Source organism: Clostridium sp. J1101437_171009_A5 (assembly GCF_015547905.1).
Lineage (GTDB): Bacteria > Bacillota > Clostridia > Oscillospirales > Oscillospiraceae > Pseudoflavonifractor_A > Pseudoflavonifractor_A gallinarum.
The window spans coordinates 107,002-129,109 of record NZ_JADMVY010000007.1 but is presented as its reverse complement, the minus strand read 5'-3'; the positions used below and the strand labels follow the sequence as shown (position 1 = coordinate 129,109).

Below are 22,108 nucleotides of genomic sequence, written 5' to 3'. Positions count from 1 at the left end.
GCGCGGGCCTCCCGGGGAGGGACAAGCTATGGCAGTAATCTGTACGGGCGAAGGCCGCGTACTGACGGTGAACGTGACCGGGGAGGTGGACCACCACCATGCCAGGACCATCATGACCGAGATGGAGCAGGCGGTGGGAGCCGCCCTGCCCCGTCAACTGATCCTGGATCTGTCCGGAGTGACCTTTATGGATAGCTCCGGCATTGCGGTTTTGCTGCGCGCCTATCGCCGGGCGTCGGAGATCGGCGCGGCGGTGCGGGTGACAGGGGTGCCGGAGCAGGCGTGGAAGGTACTCAAAACCGCCGGACTGGAGCGCCTGATGACCTTTGAATCAGAGACGGGCGGGAAAAATCCCCGCCCCGGGAGGGATACATATGAGACAAAAACCGGTAAATGAGGTCGTAATGACCTTCCTCAGCCGCTCGGCCAACGAGGGCTTTGCCCGTACGGCTGCGGCCTGTTTTGTGGCCCAGCTGGATCCCACGCTGGATGAGGTGAATGATGTCAAGACCGCTGTCAGCGAGGCGGTCACCAACGCCATTGTGCATGCCTACCCGCAGACACTGGGAAAGATCACACTGCGCCTGCGCCTGTTTGGAGATCAGACGGTGGAGATCCTGGTGAAGGACAATGGCGTCGGCATTGAGGATGTGGACCGGGCCAGAGAGCCTCTCTACACCACCGGAAATGAAGAGCGCTCCGGCATGGGCTTTACCATTATGGAGAGCTTTATGGACCGGGTACGGGTGCGCTCCACCCCGGGGAAAGGAACAACGGTGGTGCTCTCAAAGCAGATTGCGCGCCGCGTGGGCCTGCCGGTATGAGTGTGGCCGATACCCCTGAACTGCTGGAGGAGGCAAGGAGGGGGGATAACGACGCCTGTGCCCGCATCCTGGAGGGAAATGCCGGATTGATCTGGGGGATCGTGCGCCGCTATTACGGGCGGGGCGTGGACCCGGAGGACCTATACCAACTGGGGTGCCTGGGATTTTTAAAGGCGGTGCGGGGATTTGACCCGGCCTTTGGCTGCCAGTTCTCCACCTATGCCGTGCCAAAGATCACCGGAGAGATCCGGCGTTTTCTCCGGGATGACGGGACCCTCAAGGTCAGCCGTGGACTCAAGGAGCGGGGAGGAAGCGTCCGCCAGGCCCGGGACAGGCTCTCGGCTGCCCTGGGGCGGGAGCCCACCCTCTCTGAGCTGGCGGAGGAGACCGGACTGGAGCCGGAAGAGATCGCCGCCGCAGAAGAGGCCAATCAGCCGGTGGCCTCCCTCCAGATGGAGACGGGAGACGGCCTGACGCTGGAGAGCCTGGTGGGGGGCGCGGGATTTGAAGAGGAGGTGGTGGAGCGCGAGACGCTGCGGGAAGCCATCCGCTGCCTGCCCGAGCGGGAACGGAAGGTGATCCTTCTGCGCTATTTTCGCTCCTTCACCCAGGACCGTACCGCCCAGGTGCTCGGGGTGTCCCAGGTCCAGGTCTCCCGGATCGAAAAGAGAGCGGTGGAACAGCTGCGGCGGGCGATGACAGACGGCCAGAGCTGAAATGAAGTCCGTCTGTGGACGGCGGACAGTCCAGAGTGGTGCAGGATGAAGCCATTATACCCAGTCTGAAAAGTGGAGTCAAGTATTTCAGGATTTATTCCAGCTATCGTGTCCATGAATTCGATACAATGGTCAAAGATAACAGGAATAAGGGGGGATGGATGTGTACCTGCCTGAAATAGGAGCCAAGATCAAACATCTGCGCGGACAGCGTGGAATGTCACAGATTGCACTGGCAAAACAGCTGGGTGTTTCCAAATCTGTCGTGAGTTCTTATGAAAACAGTGTGCATTTACCTCCGTATGACGTGTTGATCCGCATGGCGCGGATCTTCGGAGTCAGCACGGATTACCTTTTGGGGGCATCCGGAAAGCGCACGATCAATGTGGACGGATTGACGGATACACAGATCGAGGCAATTGCGCTCATCGTCAACGAGTTGCGGACCACGCACGCAAAAGAGAGGACGTCCCCTGTCTAGCAGAGGACGGATATCAAAATAAAAAGGCCCGTCCCCACGGATTTAAGTGGGGACGGGCCTTTGCTCAGCGCCGTCTGCGGCCGGAATAACGGGAAGAACCACGGCCGCCCCGGGCACGGCTTCCGCCGTAACGGGAACGCTTGCGGCCGGTAATCAGATGACGGAGGAAGAGGAAGACCAGCAGTACAGCCAGCACGACCAGGACGATGCGGACCCAGAGCTGGTCAAAGAATTTCTGGATCCGATCCAGCCGGTAGAGGAGCTCGGAGCGCTCCACAGAGCTGTTGGCCACCAGATCCACTTTACCGTACTCCTGACCATTGTAGGTGAGGGTCACGGTACCCAGGACCTGACCTTCCTCAACGGGGGCCTCCACACTCTCGGGCAGGTCCAGCTCACGCTGGAAGGCGGCGGGATCAATGTCGTTGGGCAGAGTGGCCGACAGGGAACCGGCAGGCCGGACGGTCACATAATCAGTCTTGGAGAGAGTGACCGACACCTCGGGAAAGTCCAGACTGCTGCCATCCAGAATGGTCTGGCGGGAGAAGTTGTTGAAACCAAACTCCAGCAGACGCTTGCTCTCGGTAAAATAGTTGACGTCCTTGTTCTCGGTATAGTTGGCCGCACCCATCACCACAGCGATGAGGTTGCGGTCATTTTTGGTGGCGGAGGAGACCAGACAGTGTCCCGCCTCCGGGGTAGAGCCGGTCTTGATGCCGGTGGCATACTCATACCAGTAATCCCGCACCCGCCAGGTGGAGACCAGGCCGTTGGTGGAGTGGAGGGTACGGGCTTTGCTGAGGTTGGTGGCGGGGATCTTGTAGTCTACCGAGCTGACCAGTTCCCGGAAGGTGGGGTCCTTCATAGCCTCGTGGGCCATGAGGTAGATGTCGTAGGCAGAGGTGTAATGGTCGGGATCATGATAGCCGTGGGGGTTGGCAAAATGGGTGTCGTTCATGCCCAGTTCCTGTGCGCGCTGGTTCATCAGATCCACAAACTTCTCCACATCCCCGGCCACCAGCTGTGCCATGGCATTGCAGGCCTCGTTGGCGGAGGGGATGAGGGCGGCGCCCAGCAGATCGTGGATGGTGAGCTGCTCTCCCGCCTTGATGCCGGCGGTGGAGCCGTCGGCGCCAATGCCGTAATTGACCTGGTCACCGACAGTGACCACCTCATCCAGCTGATGTTCGCCCCGGGCGATGGATTCCAGGGTGAGCAGGCAGGTCATCACCTTGGTGATGGAAGCGGGGTAAACCTTGCCGTGGGCGTTCTGCTCATAGAGCACCTCGCCCGTGTCATCGTCCACCAGCAGCGCGGCGGTGCCTTCGATGTGCATGGAGGCGAGGAGTGCACTCTGCTGCTGGGGAACGGAGGAGGGGGCGGCGGAAGGAGCGGGTGTCTGGACCGGCTGGGTCTCCGTGGCCCCGGCGGAGAGCGGAAATACCAGACCGGCCAACAGACCGGCCAGCAGGAGGAAGGATGCGAGACGATTTTTTTTCATAGGAAACTCCTTGCAATTGTGATATACTCAATAAATGTATATAAGAACATCCGGCACCAGAGATGGGGCCGAACGAAATGAGATTATGTAACCATCATTATAGCAAAAAAGTGTCGCACACGCAACGGAAAGGAGCCAAAAGAACCATGCGGATTTCGCGTCTGGAGGGGGCGGTGCTGTTTCTGACCGCCGTCTTTCTGGCCTTTTCTGCGGGGTGGCTGGCAAGGGGCGCGCTCGACGCGCCGCCGGTACGGGTCGAGGTGGAACGGAGCAGCGCGGCGGTGGTAACCATTCCAACCGCTGCGCAGGAGCAGGAAGTGCCCAGCACGGCTCCGACAGTCGGGACAGAGGCGCCAAGTGCCGCTCCAACGGCGGAGCCGGAAGAAGAGGCACCGGAAACGGCGTCCGGGAAGATCAACATCAATACCGCCACCGCAGAGGAACTGGAGACCCTTCCGGGCATTGGGGAGAAGCGGGCCCAGGCCATTGTGGAGGACCGTCAGAACAACGGACCCTTTCGCACCGTTGAGGAGCTGACCCGGGTCAAGGGGATCGGCGAGGGGATTCTGGCGGGGCTGATCGATGGGATTACGGTATGAAGGAGGGAAACAACTTGAAAATACTGGTAGTCGATGACGAAAAGGTACTGGTCAAAGGAATGAAATTCAACCTCCAGAGCGAGGGTTATCAGGTTGAGACCGCCTATGACGGCGAGAGTGCGGTAGAGCTGGCCCGGGGAGGGGCCTTTGACCTGATTATTTTGGACCTGATGATGCCCAAGATCGACGGGCTTCAGGCCTGTATGCGGATTCGGGAGTTTTCCAATGTCCCCATCATTATGCTGACAGCCCGCAGCGAGGACGCCGACAAGATCATGGGGTTTGAATGCGGAGCAGACGACTACATCACCAAGCCCTTCAATATCCTGGAGCTGAAGGCACGGGTGCGGGCCCTGCTGCGCCGGGCGGGCATGACGGCCCAGAAGGAGCGGGGAAGCCGTCTCTTTGCGGGGCACATCACTCTGGACCCCGACGAGCGTTCGGTCTGGAAGGGAAAAGAGTCTGTGGAGCTCACGGCGAAAGAGTTTGATCTGATGGAGCTGCTGATGCGCAACCCGGGTCGGGTATACAGCCGGGAGAGTCTGCTCAATGTGGTCTGGGGCTATGAGTATGCCGGGGATTACCGTACCGTGGATGTCCATGTCCGGCGCTTGCGGGAAAAGCTGGAGATGGACCCGGCGCACCCGGCCTACATCCTCACCAAGTGGGGCGTGGGCTACTACCTGAAGAACAGCTGATCCGGCCCGGCAGAGAGAATGCGGCGTTTGGGAAAGGAGGCAGGCGCAGATGGAGCGGCCCTGGCAGAGCGGAAGACGAGTGCCCTTCTGGCGCTCCCTCCAAAGTAAATTTATTCTCAGCTACGGGGCCATCATTGCCGCGCTGCTGATCTTTTTGAATATTTATCCCATTTTGATCTCGCAAAATCTGGTTTTTCAGTCCAAGCAGGACTCCCTCTGGCGGCAGGCGGATATCATCACCTCCACGCTGGCGGGCGGCGAGGGACTGACCGCTGAGGGCGTGGAGGCCAACCTCACGAAGCTGGGCGTCACCGGCGTAGACCGGGTGATGGTGACTGACCCGGCGGGCAAGGTGCTCTACGACACCAGTGAGGTGGACAATGCCATGGACCACTATGCCCTTTTATGGGAAGTGGTCAGCGCCTTAAAGGGAAACGATGTGTTCCGGTCGGAATATCGGGACGGGGCTTTCCGCACCCGGGCGGCCGCCCCCATCCTCTACCGGGGGATGACCCAGGGGGCCGTCTATCTCTACGAGTACGATAAAGAGCAGGCCGAGATGCTGCTGGACTTTCAGAGCAATCTGCGCAATATCTCCCTGGTGGTATGCGCCGCCGGCCTGGGATTCAGCATTCTGTTCTCCACTGCGGTGACCCGGCGGATCGCCGCGCTTCTGAGCGGTATCCACACCGTGCGGGAGGGCGAGTACAGCCATCGGGTCACCATTGGCGGTGGGGATGAGCTCACGCGGCTGGCCGATGAATTCAATGAGCTGACCGGGCGGCTTCAGACCACGGAGGAGGTCCGCCGGCGCTTTGTCTCGGATGCCTCCCACGAGCTCAAGACCCCCCTGGCCTCCATCCGTCTGCTGACCGACTCCATCCTTCAGAACGATGGGATGGATGAGGAGACAGTGCGGGAATTTGTCACCGACATTGGAAATGAGGCCGAGCGGCTGACCCGTATCACGGAAAAGCTGCTCACGCTGACCCGAATGGATACCGCGCCCCCCAGAGCGGTGGGGCCGGTGGATGTGAAACAGGTGCTGCTCCGGGTGGAGCATATGCTCCTGCCCCTGGCCGGGGCGGTGAATGTATCGCTGCACATGGATCTGATCGAGGGCTGCACCGTCCTGGCCACAGAGGACGACCTCTATCAGATCGCCTTTAACCTCATGGAAAACGCCGTCAAGTATAACCTGCCGGGCGGAAGTGTCTTTGTCTGTTTGCAGCTGCGCCGGGGAAAGCGCCCGGGGGACGGCGACTGGGTGGTCCTGCGGGTGGAGGACACGGGAGTGGGCATCCCAGAGGAAGACCTGCCCAAGATTTTTGATCGCTTTTACCGAGTGGATAAGGCGCGCTCCCGGGCGGCCGGCGGAACCGGTCTGGGGCTGTCCATCGTGCGGGATACCGTGCTTCAGAACGGCGGCACGGTGGAGGCACGCCGGCGGGAGCCGGAGGGCACCTGCTTTGAGGTGTGCTTTCCTCGCTGGCACGGAGAAGAGGAGGGAGCGGAATGAGAAAACGAATGCTGCCTCTCGTGCTGGCACTTCTGACTCTGGCCGGCTGCGGCATGGGCAAGAGCCAGGGCAAAGACACAGAGCATCCATATGAGATCTATTTTGTGGCCGAGAATGACGAGAGCGGGGCGGCAGTAGGGGGCGAGTTTTGGCACGCCCAGGGCAAGGAGCCGCTGATCCAGGAATTGCTGGCCCGTCTTCTGGCGGGACCTGAGACCATGGAGCTGACCTCCCCCTTCCCCAAGGGACTGGAGGTACGGAGCTGGGAGCTGAACGATGGGAAGCTGGATCTGGATTTCTCCGAGGCCTATGAGGGGCTCTCCGGCATTGATCTGACCCTGGCCAATTACTGCCTGGCGCTGACCCTCTGTCAGGTGGAGGGGGTGGATTCCATCCATGTGACCATTGAGGGAGAGCAGAATCCGCTGACCACCGGGGAGAATCTGCGCCCTGAGGATGTCATCCTTCTGGGGACGGAGGGAGAGCCCATGGAAATGACGGCCACCCTCTGGTTCCCCCGGGCCGATGGGACCGGATTGGGCGTGGAATACCGGCGGCTGCTGCTCACCGAGGAGGACACGCTGAGCGCGGTGGTGATGGAGGCGCTGATCCAGGGCCCCAGCTATGACACGATGACCCCCGTACTTCCGGCTGAGACAGAGCTGCTGGGCGTGATCGTAGAGGATGGGGTCTGCTATGTGAACCTCCCCGCCGATGTGCTGGAGACGCTGGCACAGGATGAGGAGCAGCTGCGCCTGACGGTATACGCCATTGTGAACACCATGGCGGGCAATGTGGATACGGTGCGTACCGTCCAGCTGCGGGCAGACGGACAGCCGGCGCAGCTGCCCAACGGGCTTAATCAGGCCCTTAAGCCGGATCTGTCTCTGGAAAAATAGTTGACAAATTCAATACGCTAGCGTACTATATAAAACAACTTTGCGCCAGCCAACCGCGCCATAGAAAGGAAGACCCAATATGAGCCAGCAGCGTCCCAATACCCAGTGCATCCATGCGGGATACCGCCCCGGAAACGGAGAACCCCGCAATATCCCCATCATTCAGTCCACTACCTTCCGCTATGAGACGGGCGAGGCTATGGGAAAGCTGTTTGATCTGGAGGCCAGCGGGTACTTCTATACCCGGCTTCAAAATCCCACCAATGACAGTGTGGCAGCAAAGATCTGTGCACTGGAAGGGGGGAGCGCCGCGATGCTCACTTCTTCGGGACAGGCCGCCAACTTCTACGCGATCTTCAACATCTGTTCCTGCGGAGACCATGTGGTCTCCTCTACGGCCATCTATGGCGGGACATACAATCTGTTTGCAGTGACCATGAAGCGCATGGGCATTGAGTTTACCTTTGTGGAGCCCGACTGCACGCCCGAGGAGCTGGAGGCCGCTTTCCGGCCCAACACCAAGGCGGTATTCGGCGAGACGATTGCCAACCCCGCCCTGGCCGTGCTGGATTTTGAGAAGTTTGCCGCGGCAGCACACGCCCACGGCGTGCCCCTCATCGTGGACAACACCTTTGCCACGCCTATCAACTGCCGGCCTTTCGAATATGGGGCCGATATTGTCACCCACTCCACCACCAAGTATATGGACGGCCATGCCAACGCGGTGGGCGGAGCCATCGTGGACTCCGGCGCCTTTGACTGGACCCGGTATCCCGACAAATTCCCCGGACTGTGCACGCCGGACGAGAGCTACCACGGCGTGACCTACACGGAGCGGTTTGGAGTGGCAGGGGCCTATATTACGAAGGCCACCGTTCAGCTCATGCGCGACTTCGGCTCCGTTCCGGCGCCCATGAACTCCTATCTCCTGAATGTGGGACTGGAGACGCTCCACCTGCGGGTTCCCCGCCACTGCGCCAATGCCCTGGCCGTGGCCCAGTATCTGCAGAAGCACGAAAAGGTGGCGTGGGTCCGCTATCCCGGCCTGGAGGGCGATCCGTATCACGGGCTGGCCCAGAAGTATCTCCCCAACGGGGTGTGCGGCGTGGTCTCCTTTGGCGTCAAGGGCGGACGCGAGGCGGCCGAGACCTTTATGGCAGGGCTGAATCTGGCCTCCATCGCCACCCATGTGGCCGATGCCAAGACCTGCGTACTGCATCCGGCCTCCACCACCCACCGGCAGATGAACGATCAGGAGCTCTATGCGGCCGGGGTGTCCCCGGATCTGGTCCGCTTCTCGGTGGGCATTGAGGATATCAACGATATCCTGGCCGATCTGGAAGCGGCGTTGGCCAAGGTAAAGGCATAAGAATATCACAACCGGAAGGCAGGGGCGCCGTCGATTGGAGACGGCGCCCCTGCTGTGTTGTTCCGGGAGAAGAAATTCTATATATGTTTTTACATCGAAGACATATGAAGAGTGTTGGAAATGACTAAACTGCCAAGTATTTTTTGGGGAAAAAGCCATAGAAATGAGAATTTCATCCTAGCTATTCCAGATTATGGCTTGACGAAAGCGAAAAAAAGGGCTATGATAGGGGCACATCAAAAAAGTGCATAGAGATGGCCGCTTCTTTTGTCCGCCTTTTATTCAATTTTTCACAAGACAGAAAAATGGAAGTGTTCGTGGTGTATGGACAAAGTGGCGGCACAAACTCTGGAGAATCTCAGCGACGGGGGCCGAAGGTGTAAGGTGCGTAAGCACTGATCTCTCAGGCAAAAGGACAGAGTAGAGTGCATCGGCAGTATGTCATTGGTTGGAATGCGCTCTGCAAAGCCGGACCCGTCACAGGGGCCGGCTTTTTTGATGACAGCATGGTTCGGAGTGCGGTATGCATGGTTCCGGCTGTGCATATGTTGACGAGAACCCATAAAAACAGGGGGTGAAAGGGCGCGCGATGCAAGGCACCCCGGCAGGTGTGTGGCCGGGGGACATCAGGAACGATTCCGTGTGGAGAGAAAGGATGAATATCTATGGATCAATTAGCGGCTATCGTAAGTGCGGCCAGTAATTTTGTCTGGAACAGCGTACTGCTCTATGTACTGGTATTTACCGGCATCCTGTTCACCGTTCGGCTCGGTTTTATTCAGATCCGCAAATTCGGCGCCGGCTGGCGCGAGATGTTCGGAGGATTCAGTCTTTCCGGTAAAAAGGCCGATAAGGACGGCATGAGCTCCTTCCAGGCGGCAGCTACTTCCGTGGCGGCTCAGGTCGGCACCGGTAACGTGGTGGGCTGTGCTACGGCCATCCTGCTGGGCGGTCCCGGCGCAGTGTTCTGGGTTTGGGTCGCGGCTTTCCTCGGTATGTCCACGATCTATGCAGAGGCTGTGCTGGCCCAGAAGTATAAGACCCGTGGCCCCGACGGACAGGTCATCGGCGGTCCTGTGTATTACATCCGCGCCCGTTTCCAGGGCGGCTTTGGAAAGTTCCTGGCTGGCTTCTTCGCGATTGCCATCATCCTGGCCCTTGGCCTGATGGGCAACATGGTGCAGTCCAACTCCATCAGCAGCTCCTTTGAGACTGCTTTCGGCGTTCCCAAGCCTGTGGTTGGCGTCGTCGTGGCCGTGCTGGCTGGCTTTATCTTTATGGGCGGCGTGAAGCGCATCGCCTCTGTGACCGAGAAGCTGGTCCCCATTATGGCTATCTTCTACCTGGTGGGCAGCCTGATCGTGATCGGTGCTCATATCACGGCTGTGCCCGAGGTGTTCCGTCAGATCTTTGTGGGCGCCTTTGATCCCCAGGCAGTTCTGGGCGGCGGCGTCGGCGTTGGTATGATGACTGCTATGCGCTACGGCGTAGCCCGCGGTCTGTTCTCCAATGAGGCCGGCCTCGGCTCCACTCCCCATGCCCATGCGATGGCCAAGGTGAAGGATCCCCGCGATCAGGGCCATATCGCGATCGTCTGTGTCTTCATCGATACCTTTATCGTTCTGACCCTCACCGCGCTGGTTATCCTCACCAGCGGTGTGGTTACCCCCAACATGATCGGCGACGACAGCACTGCGGCCTCTCTGGCTCAGTCCGCGTTCTCCACGGTCTTTGGCAGTTTCGGCAACATATTTGTGGCCATCTGCCTGCTGTTCTTTGCCTTCTCCACCATCATTGGTTGGTACTTCTTCGGCGAGCAGAACATCAAGTACCTCTTTGGTCAGAAGGCGGTCAATGTCTACTCCATCATCGTGATCCTGTGTGTCTTTGTTGGCTCTCTGCTGAAGGTGGACCTGGTGTGGAACCTGGCCGACTTCTTCAACGCGGTGATGGCTCTGCCCAACCTGATTGCTCTGATCTGCCTGTCCGGCGTTGTGGTACGGATCACCAAGGGCATGGAAGAGGAGCATGTTCTGAAAAAGTAATTGCTGATGCATCGCTCTTTTGTACGGCGCGGGAATTATCCCGCGCCGTATGTTTTTCCACAGAGCTCCTTTTCCGGGTGGATAAATCCGTGGACAAACGGGGAAACTGGTCCATACGAGTCGACGGATAAAGGAGCGGATGGGTGTGGATGCAGCGACCATACTGGGGACAGTGAGCCAGTGGCTCTGGAATCATGTGCTGTTGTATGTGTTGTTGGCCGTGGGAATCTATTTTACCCTGCGGCTGCGTCTGGTACAGGTGCGGAAACTGGGCATGGGGGTTCGAACACTGACGGCCGGACTGCGCCGGAAAAGCGGGACAGAACGTTCCCGAGGCATGAGTCCCTTTCAGGCGCTGACCACTGCCATTGCGGCCCAGGTGGGGACGGGGAACATCACCGGCTGTGCTACGGCTCTGGCGGCCGGAGGACCAGGGGCAATCTTCTGGATGTGGGTCTCCGGCTTTTTTGGCATGGCGACCATCTATGCCGAAGCCGTACTGGCGCAGACCTACCGCTCTGTCCGTCCGGACGGATCGGTATTGGGGGGACCGGCCTACTACATTCGCGCAGCCGTGCGGGGCAGGGTGGGGCGTATCCTGGCGGGGATCTTCTCTGTCCTCCTGATTTTGGCACTGGGAATTATGGGAAATATGGTGCAGTCCAACTCCATTGCGGGCGCCTTTCAGCATGCCTTCCACATTCCAACACTGGCGGTGGGGATTGGTGTGGCGGCGGTCTCTGCCTTTGTCTTTCTGGGCGGAGTAGGCCGGGTGGCCTCTGTGACCGAAAAACTGGTGCCTCTGATGGCAGGGATCTATGTGGCCGGGTGTGCGGCCATTCTGGTGCTCAACCGTACAGAACTCCCGGAGGCCGTGCGCTCGATCTTTGTGGGGGCCTTCCGGCCCCAGGCGGTGGCAGGGGGCGCGGCGGGACTGACCCTGCGGGAGACCATCCGCTATGGCGTGGCGCGGGGACTCTTTTCCAATGAGGCGGGACTCGGTTCCACACCCCACGCCCACGCGCAGGCAAAAGTAAAGCGCCCGGAGGAACAGGGAATCGTGGCCATGCTGGGCGTATTCGTATCCACCTTTGTGATTTTGACCTTGACCGCACTGGTCCTGCTCACGACCGGCGTCCTGGGGAGCGGACTGGAGGGGACTGCACTGGCCCAGTTGGCCTTCCAGCGGGCCTTTGGCCAGGCCGGAAAAGGATTTGTAGCCATCTGTATGCTGCTCTTTGGATTTTCCACGGTGGTGGGGTGGTATTTCTTTGGGGAGCAGAATGTGGAATCCCTCTTTGGACGGCGCGGCGTGCTGATTTATACCTGGGTGGTGCTGGCCGCCCTGGTGGCAGGTTCCGGGCTGCGGGTAGACCTGGTCTGGAACCTGGCGGACCTGTTCAACGGGCTGATGGCTCTGCCCAACCTGATCGCTTTGCTGCTGCTGGGACATGTGGTAGCTGGGATCTGCCGGGCGGGCGACGGAGGAAAGCGCCTTTCCGGCAGGGAGCGGAAATCAGATTCAGCAGGGTGACGAAGCGCTTAGAACAGATAAAAGTTTAAGGTTAGGGTGGGAAAATTGCCCTGACACGGGAGATATGAGGAGATTTCGGCATTTATAATTGCGATGGGGCCAATCGAAACCTAGATGCAAAACAAGACGTGCAGACCATGGCAGAGAAAGAGAAGGAACCAAACGATTAGCACCAAAATGGGAAAAATGAAATACGGAAAACCATCCGGACGGTTTTGTATGGCAAGCGTCGGGGGAGGCTTGACTTCCTCCTTGAAAGCTTCTACAATGAATTTGGAACAAAAGCCTGCGGAAACGCCGCGGCAGAGTGTTGAAACCAGTGAGAACATCCCCATTCCTCTTTCTTCTTGCGGGAAGGTCCGTACCCATCCACGGGTGCGGACCTTTCTGCATCTGGGATGTATGCAAGCGCGTGGAGATATGGTACAATGAAAGCCGTCGACGGAAGGAGAAGCTGCGTTTTCCTTCCCGGAAGAATACCGAGAGGAGGGAAAGAATGAAGTCGTGGAATGAACTGTATGAGGCCTGTATGTCCTGCCGGAACTGCCCCCTGTGCGAGACCCGGCACAATGTGGTGTTCGGCGAGGGCGCTCAGAATGCGGAAGTCATGTTCATCGGCGAGGGGCCCGGCGAACAGGAGGACCTCACCGGCCGTCCCTTTGTGGGGCGTGGCGGAAAATTTCTGGACGAGATGCTGGCCATGATCGAGCTGGACCGCTCCAAGATCTTCATTGGCAATATGGTAAAATGCCGTCCCCCGGGAAACCGGGACCCGCTGGCAGCGGAGCAGGAGGCCTGTATCGGCTATCTCCGCAACCAGGTGGCCTTGATTCGGCCCAAGATCATCGTCTGTCTGGGGCGGATTGCGGCCATGAAGCTCATCAAGGAGGATTTCAAGATCACCCGGGAGCATGGGCAGTGGTTTGAGAAGGCGGGCGTGCAGATGACCGCCCTGTACCACCCGGCGGCGCTGCTGCGGGACCCCCGCAAGCGGCCCGAGACCTTTGCCGATCTCAAAGCCCTTCAGGCCAAGATCCGTGAGATCTGTGACCATACCTATTAAAAAAATGCCGCCCGGTCCCATGCGGGACCGGGCGGCATTGCTGTTATCGGGAGACTTTGTTTCGCTTGATGACCTTCAGGCGGACAAACTCCTCCCGCTCCTTTTCTTCCAGGGCGTCGGTGATGGTGCGGATGGTGCGGTCAAAGTCCGGGATCACGATGTGCTCCAGAGCGTTGGCCCGCTTCTGGGTCTTGCGGATGGCCACCGCCAGACGGTAGATGGAGGTCTCCACCTCGGCCAGCTGCCGGATGAGGTCCTTGACCTGGTGAAACTGGATAAAGGCGTTGTCCAGCGCCGAGCTGGTGGAGGCGAAGCCGTAGTCCGGCTTGGGGGGCGGGGAGCGGTCGGGCAGGTGGGGAAGTTCCACCCCCATGATGGAGCGGTACTGGATCTCCAGTGTCTGGTCCACCTCCACGGCCTCGGCGATCTTATCACAGATGCCCAGCTTTACATTGGCGTGCTGTAAGGCGGCATAGGCTCCGGCAAAGACCGTGTCGATCTGGGTCTGGACCTCTTTGGCGGTATCCATGAGAGACATCATCTCCCGGATCAGGATGTTGCGCTTGCGGTCCATGAGCTCATACCCGGTGGCGGCCAGCGCCCGGGAGCGCTTGGCGGCCATCAGGGCACCCTTGGTGGGGAGAATGGCAGACATAGGAGGTCACTTCCGTTCCAGAGAGAATTACTGTGGGAGATCGGAGAGGAGGCTCTGATAGGACCCCTCCACATAGTGGGCCTGGAGGGTGGCGTCGTCCACCCGGTCCAGCTCACTCCGGGGCAGAATGGTGAGGAGCTTCCAGCCCAGATCCAGGGTCTCCGGGATGGTGCGGCGCTGGAGGGGGTCCTGCCGGATGAAGAGCTGCTCGAGCGCCCGGCCGAAGGTCAGGTACTGCCGGTCGGTCTCGGAGAGCTCGTCCTCGCCAATGACGCTGGCCAGACTCCGGGCGTCCTGCACCTTGGAATAGGAGGCGAAGAGCTGGTTGGAGAGGGCGGGATGGTCGGCCCGGGTAAAGCCCTCGCCGATGCCGTCCTTCATCAGGCGGGAGAGGGAGGGGAGGATGGAGACCGGCGGATAGAGGCCCTTCTGGTCCAGATCCCGGTCCAGCACGATCTGCCCCTCGGTGATGTATCCGGTCAGATCGGGGATGGGGTGGGTGATGTCGTCGTTGGGCATGGTGAGGATGGGGACCTGGGTCACCGAGCCGGGACGGCCCCGGATCATGCCGGCCCGCTCATAGAGGGAGGCCAGATCCGAGTAGAGGTAGGCGGGAAAGCCCTTTCGGGAGGGGATCTCTCCCTTGGAGGAGGAGAACTCGCGCACCGCCTCGCAGTAGGAGGTCATGTCCGTGAGGATGACCAGCACATGGTATCCCTTGTCGAAGGCCAGATATTCCGCCGCCGTGAGGGCACAGCGGGGGGTGAGGATCCGCTCGATAATGGGGTCGGAGGCCAGGTTGCGGAACATGACCACCCGCTGGAGGGCGCCGGCCTCCTCAAAGCTGCGGCGGAAAAATTCGGCGGTGTCATTCTTCACGCCCATGGCGGCAAAGACGATGGCGAAGTTGCGCTCCTCGCCCACTCGGGCCTGGCGCACGATCTGGGCGGCCAGCTCGTTGTGCTTCATGCCCGAGCCGGAGAAAATGGGCAGCTTCTGCCCCCGGATCAGGGTCATGTTGCAGTCGATAGCCGAGATGCCGGTCTCGATGCAGTCCCGGGGATAGTGCCGGGAGACCGGGTTGATGGCCGAACCGTTGATGTCCCGGCGTTCCTCCGGGTAGAGCTCCCCCAGGCCGTCGATGGGCCGGCCCGCGCCGTCAAAGATCCGGCCCAGCATCTCGGTGGAGAGGGGGAGCTTTACAGGCTCCCCGGTGAAGTGGGTGCGGGCATTGTCCAGGGAGAGCCCACGAGTGCCCTCGAAGACCTGGAGGATGGCCTTATCCCCCTCCAGGCGGATGACACGGCCCGCCCGGCGCTTCCCGTCGGGCAGGGTGATCTCGGCGGTCTCGTCGTAGGCCACGCCTGACACGCCCTCCAGTGCGATGAGGGAACCGGAGAGCTCCGAGAGCCCCATATATTCCAGTCTCATGGTGTATCAGCTCCTGACATGATTCGGTGGGTCACCGGTTGGCCTCATCCACCTGGCGCAGGGCGGCGCGGATGGCCTCATGATAGCCCTCAAAGCGCTGGGGCGTGTCGTTGGGGACCTCGTATTTGATCTTGCTCAGGGATGCAAAGATCCCGGTGGCCTTGATCTGAGAGAGGGGGATGGCCCGCTCCAGCAGGGGCTTTGCCCCGTCGTAGAGGGCCAGAATGACCTCCATCATCTGAAACTGCTTTTCCAGCGGCACGTAAGTGTCGATCTGGTTGTAGGCGTTTTGCTGCAGGAAGCCCACCCGGATGAGCCGGGCGGTCTCCAGGGTCAGCTTCTGCTCCTCCGGGAGGACGTCGGCGCCGATGAGCTTGACGATCTCGAGAAGCTGGTCCTCCTCCTGGAGCAGGGTGAAGATCCGCTGCCGGTCGGCCATGAAGCGGGGACTGACCTGCTGGTCATACCAGGGCTTCAGATCGGCGATGTACTCGGAGTAGGAGGTGAGCCAGTTGATGGAGGGGAAGTGCCGCCCGTAGGCCAGGGCCCGGTCCAATCCCCAGAAGGTGCGCACATACCGCTTGGTATTCTGGGTGACGGGCTCGGAGAAGTCGCCGCCCTGGGGGGAGACGGCGCCGATGACCGTGACGCTGCCCTCCTTGCCCTCCAGCGTGCGGACATAGCCCGCCCGCTCATAAAATTCGGCCAGGCGGGAGGCGAGATAGGCGGGGAAGCCCTCCTCCGCGGGCATCTCCTCCAGTCGGCCGGAGATCTCCCGCAGGGCCTCGGCCCAGCGGGAGGTGGAGTCGGCCATGAGGGCCACGTGGTAGCCCATATCCCGGTAGTACTCGGCGATGGTCATGCCGGTATAGACCGATGCCTCCCGGGCGGCCACGGGCATATTGGAGGTGTTGGCGATGAGAATGGTCCGGTTCATCAGAGGCTGCTGGCTCTTGGGGTCCAGCAGCTCGGAAAACTCCTCCAGGGCCTGGGTCATCTCGTTACCCCGCTCGCCGCAGCCCAGATAGACGATGATGTCGGCGTCAGACCACTTGGCCAGCTGGTGCTGGGTCATGGTCTTGCCGGCGCCGAAGGGACCGGGAATGGCGGCGGCGCCCCCTTTTCCGATGGGAAAGAGGGTGTCGATGATGCGCTGTCCCGTGATGAGGGGACGGTGGATGGGAAGCCGCTCTCCCATGGGGCGGGGGGTGCGGATGGGCCAGCTCTGAGCCAGGCGGAGGGTGTGGACCGTCCCTCGGTCATCGGTGAGCTCGATCAGCGCATCCGCCACGGTGTAGGAGCCATTTGGGGCGGCATGTGTCACTCGGCCGGAGAGACCGGCGGGCACCAGACAGCGGTGGGTGATAAGGGTGGTCTCAGGACACTGGGCATAGCAGTCTCCCGCTTTGAGTTGGTCTCCCTCCCGGACCAGAACAGTGGTCTCCCACCGGCGGTCCGGGTCCAGGGTGGGGATGTCCAGCCCACGGTCCAGGAAGGGACCGCTCCGCTCCTCCATGACCTTGAGGGGCCGGGCGATGCCGTCAAAGATGTTGTTGAGCAGGCCGGGGCCCAGGGTGATGGACATGGGAGCCCCCAGACTGATCACCGGTTGACCGGGGATCAGTCCGGCGGTGTCCTCGTAGACCTGTACGGTGGTGGTGTCGCCTTCCACGCCCACCACTTCGCCGATCAGGCCCATGTCGCCCACCCGGACCATGTCCATCATGGCCAGCCCCCGGCCGCCACGCACCGTGACGACGGGGCCGTTGATGCCGTAGATCGTATAGCTCATGCCTGCGTACCCCCTTCCTCCGGGATCTCATCGGCTGGGGCAGCCAGGGAGAGCCCCACCAGACTGGCAAAATGACCGCTCAGCTCCTCCATGGCAGTGTCATAGGAGGCGTCCAGACGCAGGCGCAGGGAGGCCGACTCCAGGATCAGGCCGCCCAGGGCAAAGGGACCCGGACGGATGTCCAGGCTCCGGCCGGGCAGGGCCTCCCGCAGCTGCCCGCCCAGAGAGAGGTCCGCGCTCCGGAGATAGAGCACCAGATCCTCTGCACGCTCCAGCTGGGCGGCGGCCTCCTGCAGGCGGACGCGGAGCTGGTCGGCGTAAGCAGGTGTGGCGGTAAAGGCGCCGATGCGCTCCCGTACCAGGGAAAAAACCTCCCCGGCGATCTCCTCCCGCCGGCGGTAGAGGGCCTGCTTGCTCTCCAGCAGATGGCGGGAGACCTTGCGGCCCTGCTCGCTGCGGATGCGGGAGACCTCGCCGTGGATGTAAGTATAGGCCTCCAGCAGGATCTGATCCTCGGCGCTGGAGAGGGCGGCATCATGCTTTTCTTTCAGCTCCTGCATGGTGCGCTCATTCTCCGCGGCGGCCTGGGAGAGGAGCAGAGCGGTAAAGCGGTCCAGTTTTTCGGATAGTTCTGGCATAGTGGAGTCCTCCATGGATCAAGGTAGCGGGAGGGATCAGAGCTTTACGCCGATGGCCTCCCGGATGTAGCGGGTGATGGAATCGCTGGCGCGCCCCAGGCTGTGCCGGTCGGGAATCTCCACCACCAGGGGACGGTGGGCGGTGAGCTTCATGGGCGCGATGAGCTCCTCACATAGGGCGGCCAGGCCCTCGGTGATGAGGAGTACCCCGATCTCAGGGTCGGCCGACGCCTCCCGGATGGCCTTCCCGGCGGCCTCGGCGTCCCGGACCACCACGCCCTCGATGCCGGCCAGGCGGAGACCCACCTGGGTGTCCGTACTGTCGGTGATCACAAAGTATTTCACGGTAAAAGACCCCCTTTGCTGCTTAGGCGAACAGGAGCAGCAGGGCCACGATCAGGCCGTACAGAGCCACGCCCTCGGCCAGGCCCACGAAGATCAGCGCCTTACCAAAGGCCTTCTCATTCTCCGAGATGGCGCCCAGCGCGGAAGAGGCGGCCGCGGCCACGGCGATGCCGCCGCCGATGCCGGACAGGCCAACGGCCAGGGCCGCGCCGATGTACTTGAGTCCCTCGGCGATTCCCCCAGCGGCCGCGGCGGCGCTCTCTCCCGCGGCGGAAGCGCTGCCGCCAAAGCCCAGCACGGCGGCCAGGATCAGGCAGGCGAAGAAGGACGCGATGTTGGCCCCCAGGGCCCGCCGGGCCTTTTGGCCGGTGTAGCGGCGGATTCCGGTGAGAAAGAGAGGGGAAAACATAGCCAGGCTGGCAAAGAGAACGATCAGATATTTCATGTGAGATGCCTCCACAAATTTATTCCTCGCCGCTGCGGGCGGTGTACTGAATCTTTTTGGGCCGGAAGGGGATGCCCCCGTCCTCATAGAAGCGGCCGAAGAGCTCATAGAACTCCAGGCGGAGCACCTGGATACCCACCAGAAGGCCCTCAAAGCCCATGACGAAGAGATTGCCCAGTACGATGACCACCGGGTTGAGATCCGAGCCGGCCAGCATATGGACCACCATCATGAGGCCCACGTGGGTGATGGCATAGGCCCCGATCCGCAGGAAGGAGAGGGTGTTGGTAAGATAGGAGAGCAGGGTCTCAAAGAGCTCAAAGAGGCCGATGCTCAGCACCTCTCCCAGCTTGGTCTCCTTCCAGGCCGGGTCGCCGGAGCACAGCAGCGAGAGGGGCTCCCGCAGCAGGATGCAGACCAGCGGCAGGACCAGGACGGGCAGCACATAGGCCGGGACAAAGAGGTTTACTCCAAAGACCAGAGTAGAGAGGGCGGCCACGATGAGTCCCACGTAGAAGAGAATGCCCGCCGCCCCGTTGGGACCGAAGAAGATCTTCTCCATGTCCCGCTGCCGGATGCCGTTATAGATGTTCAGGCCCATCACCAGCAGCAGCATGCACACGCCCAGGCCAACCGAGCAGAGCAGGAGCACCAGCACGTTGCTGGAGCCGGGGAGCAGGCTGCTCTCCTCCAGGATCTTGAAGCCGGGGAGCAGATCTTCAAAGCCAAATACGCTGCCGTATACGCAGCCGAAGAGGGCGCCGGACAGGCCGCACAGGGCGATGATGTTGCCAAGCCACATCCCCTTCCACTTGGCCAGAATGAGACCGATCAGCGCCAGACCCAGGCCCTGTCCCAGATCACCGAACATGATACCGAAAAACAGGCAGTAGGTGAGGGCCAGAAAGACCGAGGGGTCCAGCTCATGATAGGCCGGCAGGCCGTACATCTCCAGGAAGGGGCGGAAGATCCGGCCCAGGAAACAGTTGCGCAGCTTGGTGGGGGGCTTGACGGAAGCTGTCTGTTCATCGGCCCGGTCCACCACACAGGAGCACTCGGGAAAGGCGGAGAGGGCCTTCATCACCGCATCCAGCCCGTCTACCGGCACCCAGCCCATGAGATAGAAGCTCTCCCGGGAGTGGGCGGCGTAGCGGCGCAGATCATAGAGCTCACTGTGGTAGCGCAGCGCGGAGCAGACCGAACGCAGGTGGGCGCACTCCCGGGCGGCAAAGGCGTCCCGCTCCTCCTCGAGGGTGCGCAGCTTGTCCGAGGCCTTGGCGGCCAGGGCCGTGAGTTCGTCAATGGCCTCCTCGGGCGTACCGTGGACCGCTGGGTCCAGGTGGATGCGGACAAAGTGGAGGGAGGTAAAGAGGGCGTCTACCTTTTCGTGGCCCTCCCGCGCGGTGAAGTAGATGCCATAGACCCGGCGGGCCTCCACATTGGTGGGGATGAAGAAGAGCTCCTCGTGTTCATTGAGCGCGGACTGAAAGCTGTCGTAGGTCTCCCGCGGGAGATAGCCGTACCGGAAGCGGATGAAGTCCAGGTGCCACAGCTGTTCCAGCTGGGTGGAGAGACCGCGCAGGTGCTCCAGCTCCAGCGCGATGCTGCGGTCCTCCTCCAAGAGCTCGGCCTGCCGGCTCTTCCGGCTGGCCAGCGTGTCCAGCGTCTGCGCCAGCGTGTCGAAGTAGCCGGAGATCGCCTCCAGATCCAAGGGCTCGTCAAAGGGCTCATAGGCGGGGGAGAGGCCCAGCGCGTCCAGCAGCTCCTCGGCCCGCCGCAGGGGAGCGGCATAGGGATTGGAGTAGGCAAAGGGCCGCAAATGCCCCACCCGCTCCATGAGAGAGAGGGCGTTTTCCGGGTGGAATTCCTGGTCGAGCACGCAGGAAGCGGCCACCGCGTCAAACTGCTCCAGAGGACCGGCCACGGTGAGAAGCCGCATAGGAACAACAGACATCCGATCATCTCCTTTGTGGAAGGAAGTCAGGCTCAGCCAAACAGGCGGGCCAGAGAAGTGTCATAGGGTACGCCGTATTTGACCGACTCGATGAGACTCACCAGAGCATGGAGCTCCAGGTCCTTCAGATTGAGGTAGGCCATGGCGGTATAGATCGAGGGGGTGCCATGGGTGAGCTGACGGCGGTTGAAGGTATAAAAGGCCCGGCGGAAGGCGTCCTCCAGCTCCTCCACCCCGCCGGAAGAGAGACCGGCGGCATAGGGAGTGTCCCGGAGCAGCTCCCGCGCACTGGAGAGGTCCGGTGCGGCGCACAGGGCGCGGATCATCTCGGGGCGCAGGCGGTAATTAAAGGGGAAGAGGACGGGCAGATAGTCCGACTGACCGGGGAAATAGGTCTTGAGACGGAGAATATGGATCAGATTGAACCAGTCGATCTGCTCCCCATAGGCGCGCAGCAGCACCGCCTTGGTCTCTCCCCGGTAGCACTTGTGGATGATATGGTACATGTGGGAGAAATACGTGGAACGGAGCAGGGTTTCCGCTCCCGTATAGTCGGGGAGAGTACCCGCCTGGGCCGGACGCAGCCGCCGCAGGGCGGGGGCATAGATGGTATCCCGGGCCGCGGCGGTCAGCCCGTCAAAGTCCGTACAGGAGGCGAGGGCCTGGAGGTCCAGCGTGCTGTGCAGAATGGACCGGGGAAGGGGCGAGAGGGGGTGGCCCGCCTTGAGCCGCCGCAGGGTGGAGAGGATGGCCCGCTGTTCCTGGAGCAGGATGGGGAAGGAGAAGAGGGCCTTGTCCGCCCGTGGGATAAAGTGGAGCAGCTTGCGGTAATCGGTCCGGAACTGGTCCCAGAGGGCCAGCTCCAGCTCCACCCGGCCGATATAGACGCCGCCCGCGAGGCGGGCGGCGCAGGCGGACCAGGCCGGATGGCTCCGCAGATACTCGGAGAGCTCGGCCTCGGTCCGGAGAGAGGCCATATGTTCAAAGTCTGCCAACCGGAGCCGCTTTCCATACAGGGCGTGGACCTTGGAGGAGAGGGCGCCGTACTCCATCTGTGCTCGGATCATGGCGTCTGCCCCACCACACGGGCGAAGAGGACGTCCACCCACTCCTGCTGATGGGCACGGTATGCCCCCTCCAGCGCCTCCATGGCGTGGGAGAGGCGCGCATCCACCGCGGCCATGGACTCGGCAGCGAGCTGCGCCTCGGTCTCCTCCACAATGGAGATCCGGCGCTGGGCCCGCTCCAGATACCGCTGCCGCAGCTGGGCGCATTCCCGCTCCAGATCGGCGTCCAGGGAGGCCTGCTTCTCTCGGGCCTCCTGCGCCAGCGCACTGGCGCTGTGTTCGGCGGATATGATTCGGTTGACGAGATCGATGTATTCCATAAAGCGTTCTCCTTGAAGGAACCGTGGATACTCCCGGCACAGACCGATGGGGCCAATGGATGGGAAGAAATGGGCAGAATCAGCGAATATGATTCATCATATCACTGGATAAATGAAAATTCCAGTGATATTTTAACGAAAATGTAGAAAAGATTTCTATATTTTCGACAAAAAATTGTGCAGGATGGCAGAGTTTTGTCGAGGGAAAGGGCT

General features: G+C 61.1%; 22 protein-coding genes and 1 riboswitch. Of the genes, 12 read left to right on the top strand and 10 right to left on the bottom strand.

The genetic code is table 11. From position 1 onward, the window contains the following. The first annotated feature begins 28 nt into the window (after positions 1-28). From I2C21_RS11105 to I2C21_RS11090, 4 genes are all read left to right on the top strand, one after another. The gene (locus tag I2C21_RS11105; protein ID WP_101691412.1) at positions 29-397 is read left to right on the top strand and encodes an STAS domain-containing protein; all 369 of its coding nucleotides are present in this window, start codon (positions 29-31) and stop codon (positions 395-397) included. Beyond that, positions 375-824 (top strand): anti-sigma F factor, encoded by a 450-nt coding sequence (gene spoIIAB / locus I2C21_RS11100; protein ID WP_101691411.1) that lies wholly within the window; start codon positions 375-377, stop codon positions 822-824. The genes I2C21_RS11105 and spoIIAB overlap by 23 nt, the downstream gene beginning before the upstream one ends. Then, a complete protein-coding gene (locus I2C21_RS11095; RefSeq protein WP_101691410.1) occupies positions 821-1,540 on the top strand; it encodes a sigma-70 family RNA polymerase sigma factor in 720 nt (239 codons plus the stop codon). Before spoIIAB ends, I2C21_RS11095 begins: the two co-directional genes overlap by 4 nt. A 157-nt stretch (positions 1,541-1,697) precedes the next feature. Continuing rightward, positions 1,698-2,021, top strand: a complete 324-nt coding sequence (locus tag I2C21_RS11090; RefSeq protein WP_193537818.1) for a helix-turn-helix domain-containing protein — start codon at positions 1,698-1,700, stop codon at positions 2,019-2,021. Between the two features lie 64 nt (positions 2,022-2,085). Here I2C21_RS11090 and I2C21_RS11085 read toward each other — a convergent pair whose 3' ends face one another. Next, complete coding sequence (locus I2C21_RS11085) at positions 2,086-3,522, bottom strand: D-alanyl-D-alanine carboxypeptidase family protein (RefSeq protein ID WP_195279305.1); 1,437 nt, start codon at positions 3,520-3,522, stop codon at positions 2,086-2,088. Positions 3,523-3,668: 146 nt separating this feature from the next. Here I2C21_RS11085 and I2C21_RS11080 point away from each other — a divergent pair, with 146 nt between their 5' ends. From I2C21_RS11080 to I2C21_RS11045, 8 genes are all read left to right on the top strand, one after another. Beyond that, a complete protein-coding gene (locus I2C21_RS11080; protein ID WP_195279304.1) occupies positions 3,669-4,121 on the top strand; it encodes a ComEA family DNA-binding protein in 453 nt (150 codons plus the stop codon). Positions 4,122-4,135: 14 nt separating this feature from the next. Next, positions 4,136-4,819: a response regulator transcription factor gene (locus I2C21_RS11075; RefSeq protein ID WP_101691406.1), complete on the top strand. Its 684-nt coding sequence runs from the start codon at positions 4,136-4,138 to the stop codon at positions 4,817-4,819. A 49-nt stretch (positions 4,820-4,868) separates the two neighbouring features. Continuing rightward, positions 4,869-6,338, top strand: coding sequence for a sensor histidine kinase (locus tag I2C21_RS11070; protein WP_195279303.1), 1,470 nt, complete (start codon positions 4,869-4,871; stop codon positions 6,336-6,338). Then, complete coding sequence (locus I2C21_RS11065; RefSeq protein WP_195279302.1) at positions 6,335-7,237, top strand: GerMN domain-containing protein; 903 nt, start codon at positions 6,335-6,337, stop codon at positions 7,235-7,237. The genes I2C21_RS11070 and I2C21_RS11065 overlap by 4 nt, the downstream gene beginning before the upstream one ends. 79 nt (positions 7,238-7,316) lie before the next feature. Then, the gene (locus I2C21_RS11060) at positions 7,317-8,606 is read left to right on the top strand and encodes an O-acetylhomoserine aminocarboxypropyltransferase/cysteine synthase family protein (protein WP_195279301.1); all 1,290 of its coding nucleotides are present in this window, start codon (positions 7,317-7,319) and stop codon (positions 8,604-8,606) included. A 338-nt stretch (positions 8,607-8,944) separates the two neighbouring features. Continuing rightward, a riboswitch (glycine riboswitch) is annotated at positions 8,945-9,035 on the top strand. A gap of 236 nt (positions 9,036-9,271) precedes the next feature. Then, positions 9,272-10,651, top strand: coding sequence for an alanine/glycine:cation symporter family protein (locus tag I2C21_RS11055; protein WP_186964136.1), 1,380 nt, complete (start codon positions 9,272-9,274; stop codon positions 10,649-10,651). A gap of 145 nt (positions 10,652-10,796) precedes the next feature. Then, entirely contained in the window at positions 10,797-12,185 is a 1,389-nt protein-coding gene (locus I2C21_RS11050; protein ID WP_502709456.1) for an alanine/glycine:cation symporter family protein, read from the top strand. 496 nt (positions 12,186-12,681) lie between these two features. Continuing rightward, positions 12,682-13,248 (top strand): uracil-DNA glycosylase, encoded by a 567-nt coding sequence (locus I2C21_RS11045; protein WP_101691399.1) that lies wholly within the window; start codon positions 12,682-12,684, stop codon positions 13,246-13,248. Positions 13,249-13,291: 43 nt separating this feature from the next. Here the strand turns inward: I2C21_RS11045 and I2C21_RS11040 are convergent, their stop codons facing one another. From I2C21_RS11040 to I2C21_RS11000, 9 genes are read right to left on the bottom strand one after another with little or no spacing between them, the layout of a single operon-like run. Then, positions 13,292-13,903 carry a V-type ATP synthase subunit D gene (locus I2C21_RS11040; protein WP_195279299.1) on the bottom strand — a complete coding sequence of 204 codons (612 nt, stop codon included), beginning with the start codon at positions 13,901-13,903 and terminating at the stop codon, positions 13,292-13,294. 27 nt (positions 13,904-13,930) lie between these two features. Next, a complete protein-coding gene (locus tag I2C21_RS11035; protein WP_195279298.1) occupies positions 13,931-15,334 on the bottom strand; it encodes a V-type ATP synthase subunit B in 1,404 nt (467 codons plus the stop codon). A gap of 31 nt (positions 15,335-15,365) precedes the next feature. Further along, the gene (locus I2C21_RS11030) at positions 15,366-17,126 is read right to left on the bottom strand and encodes a V-type ATP synthase subunit A (protein ID WP_195279297.1); all 1,761 of its coding nucleotides are present in this window, start codon (positions 17,124-17,126) and stop codon (positions 15,366-15,368) included. Further along, the gene (locus I2C21_RS11025; protein ID WP_195279296.1) at positions 17,123-17,764 is read right to left on the bottom strand and encodes a V-type ATP synthase subunit E; all 642 of its coding nucleotides are present in this window, start codon (positions 17,762-17,764) and stop codon (positions 17,123-17,125) included. The genes I2C21_RS11030 and I2C21_RS11025 overlap by 4 nt, the downstream gene beginning before the upstream one ends. 36 nt (positions 17,765-17,800) lie before the next feature. Next, positions 17,801-18,109 carry a V-type ATP synthase subunit F gene (locus I2C21_RS11020; RefSeq protein ID WP_186964132.1) on the bottom strand — a complete coding sequence of 103 codons (309 nt, stop codon included), beginning with the start codon at positions 18,107-18,109 and terminating at the stop codon, positions 17,801-17,803. A 22-nt stretch (positions 18,110-18,131) separates the two neighbouring features. Further along, complete coding sequence (locus I2C21_RS11015) at positions 18,132-18,554, bottom strand: ATP synthase subunit C (RefSeq protein WP_195279295.1); 423 nt, start codon at positions 18,552-18,554, stop codon at positions 18,132-18,134. 19 nt (positions 18,555-18,573) lie between these two features. Then, complete coding sequence (locus I2C21_RS11010) at positions 18,574-20,508, bottom strand: V-type ATP synthase subunit I (protein WP_195279294.1); 1,935 nt, start codon at positions 20,506-20,508, stop codon at positions 18,574-18,576. Positions 20,509-20,540: 32 nt separating this feature from the next. Further along, positions 20,541-21,575, bottom strand: coding sequence for a V-type ATPase subunit (locus I2C21_RS11005; RefSeq protein WP_195279293.1), 1,035 nt, complete (start codon positions 21,573-21,575; stop codon positions 20,541-20,543). Further along, positions 21,572-21,895, bottom strand: coding sequence for a hypothetical protein (locus tag I2C21_RS11000; protein WP_101691390.1), 324 nt, complete (start codon positions 21,893-21,895; stop codon positions 21,572-21,574). The genes I2C21_RS11005 and I2C21_RS11000 overlap by 4 nt, the downstream gene beginning before the upstream one ends. Positions 21,896-22,108: the final 213 nt, after the last annotated feature.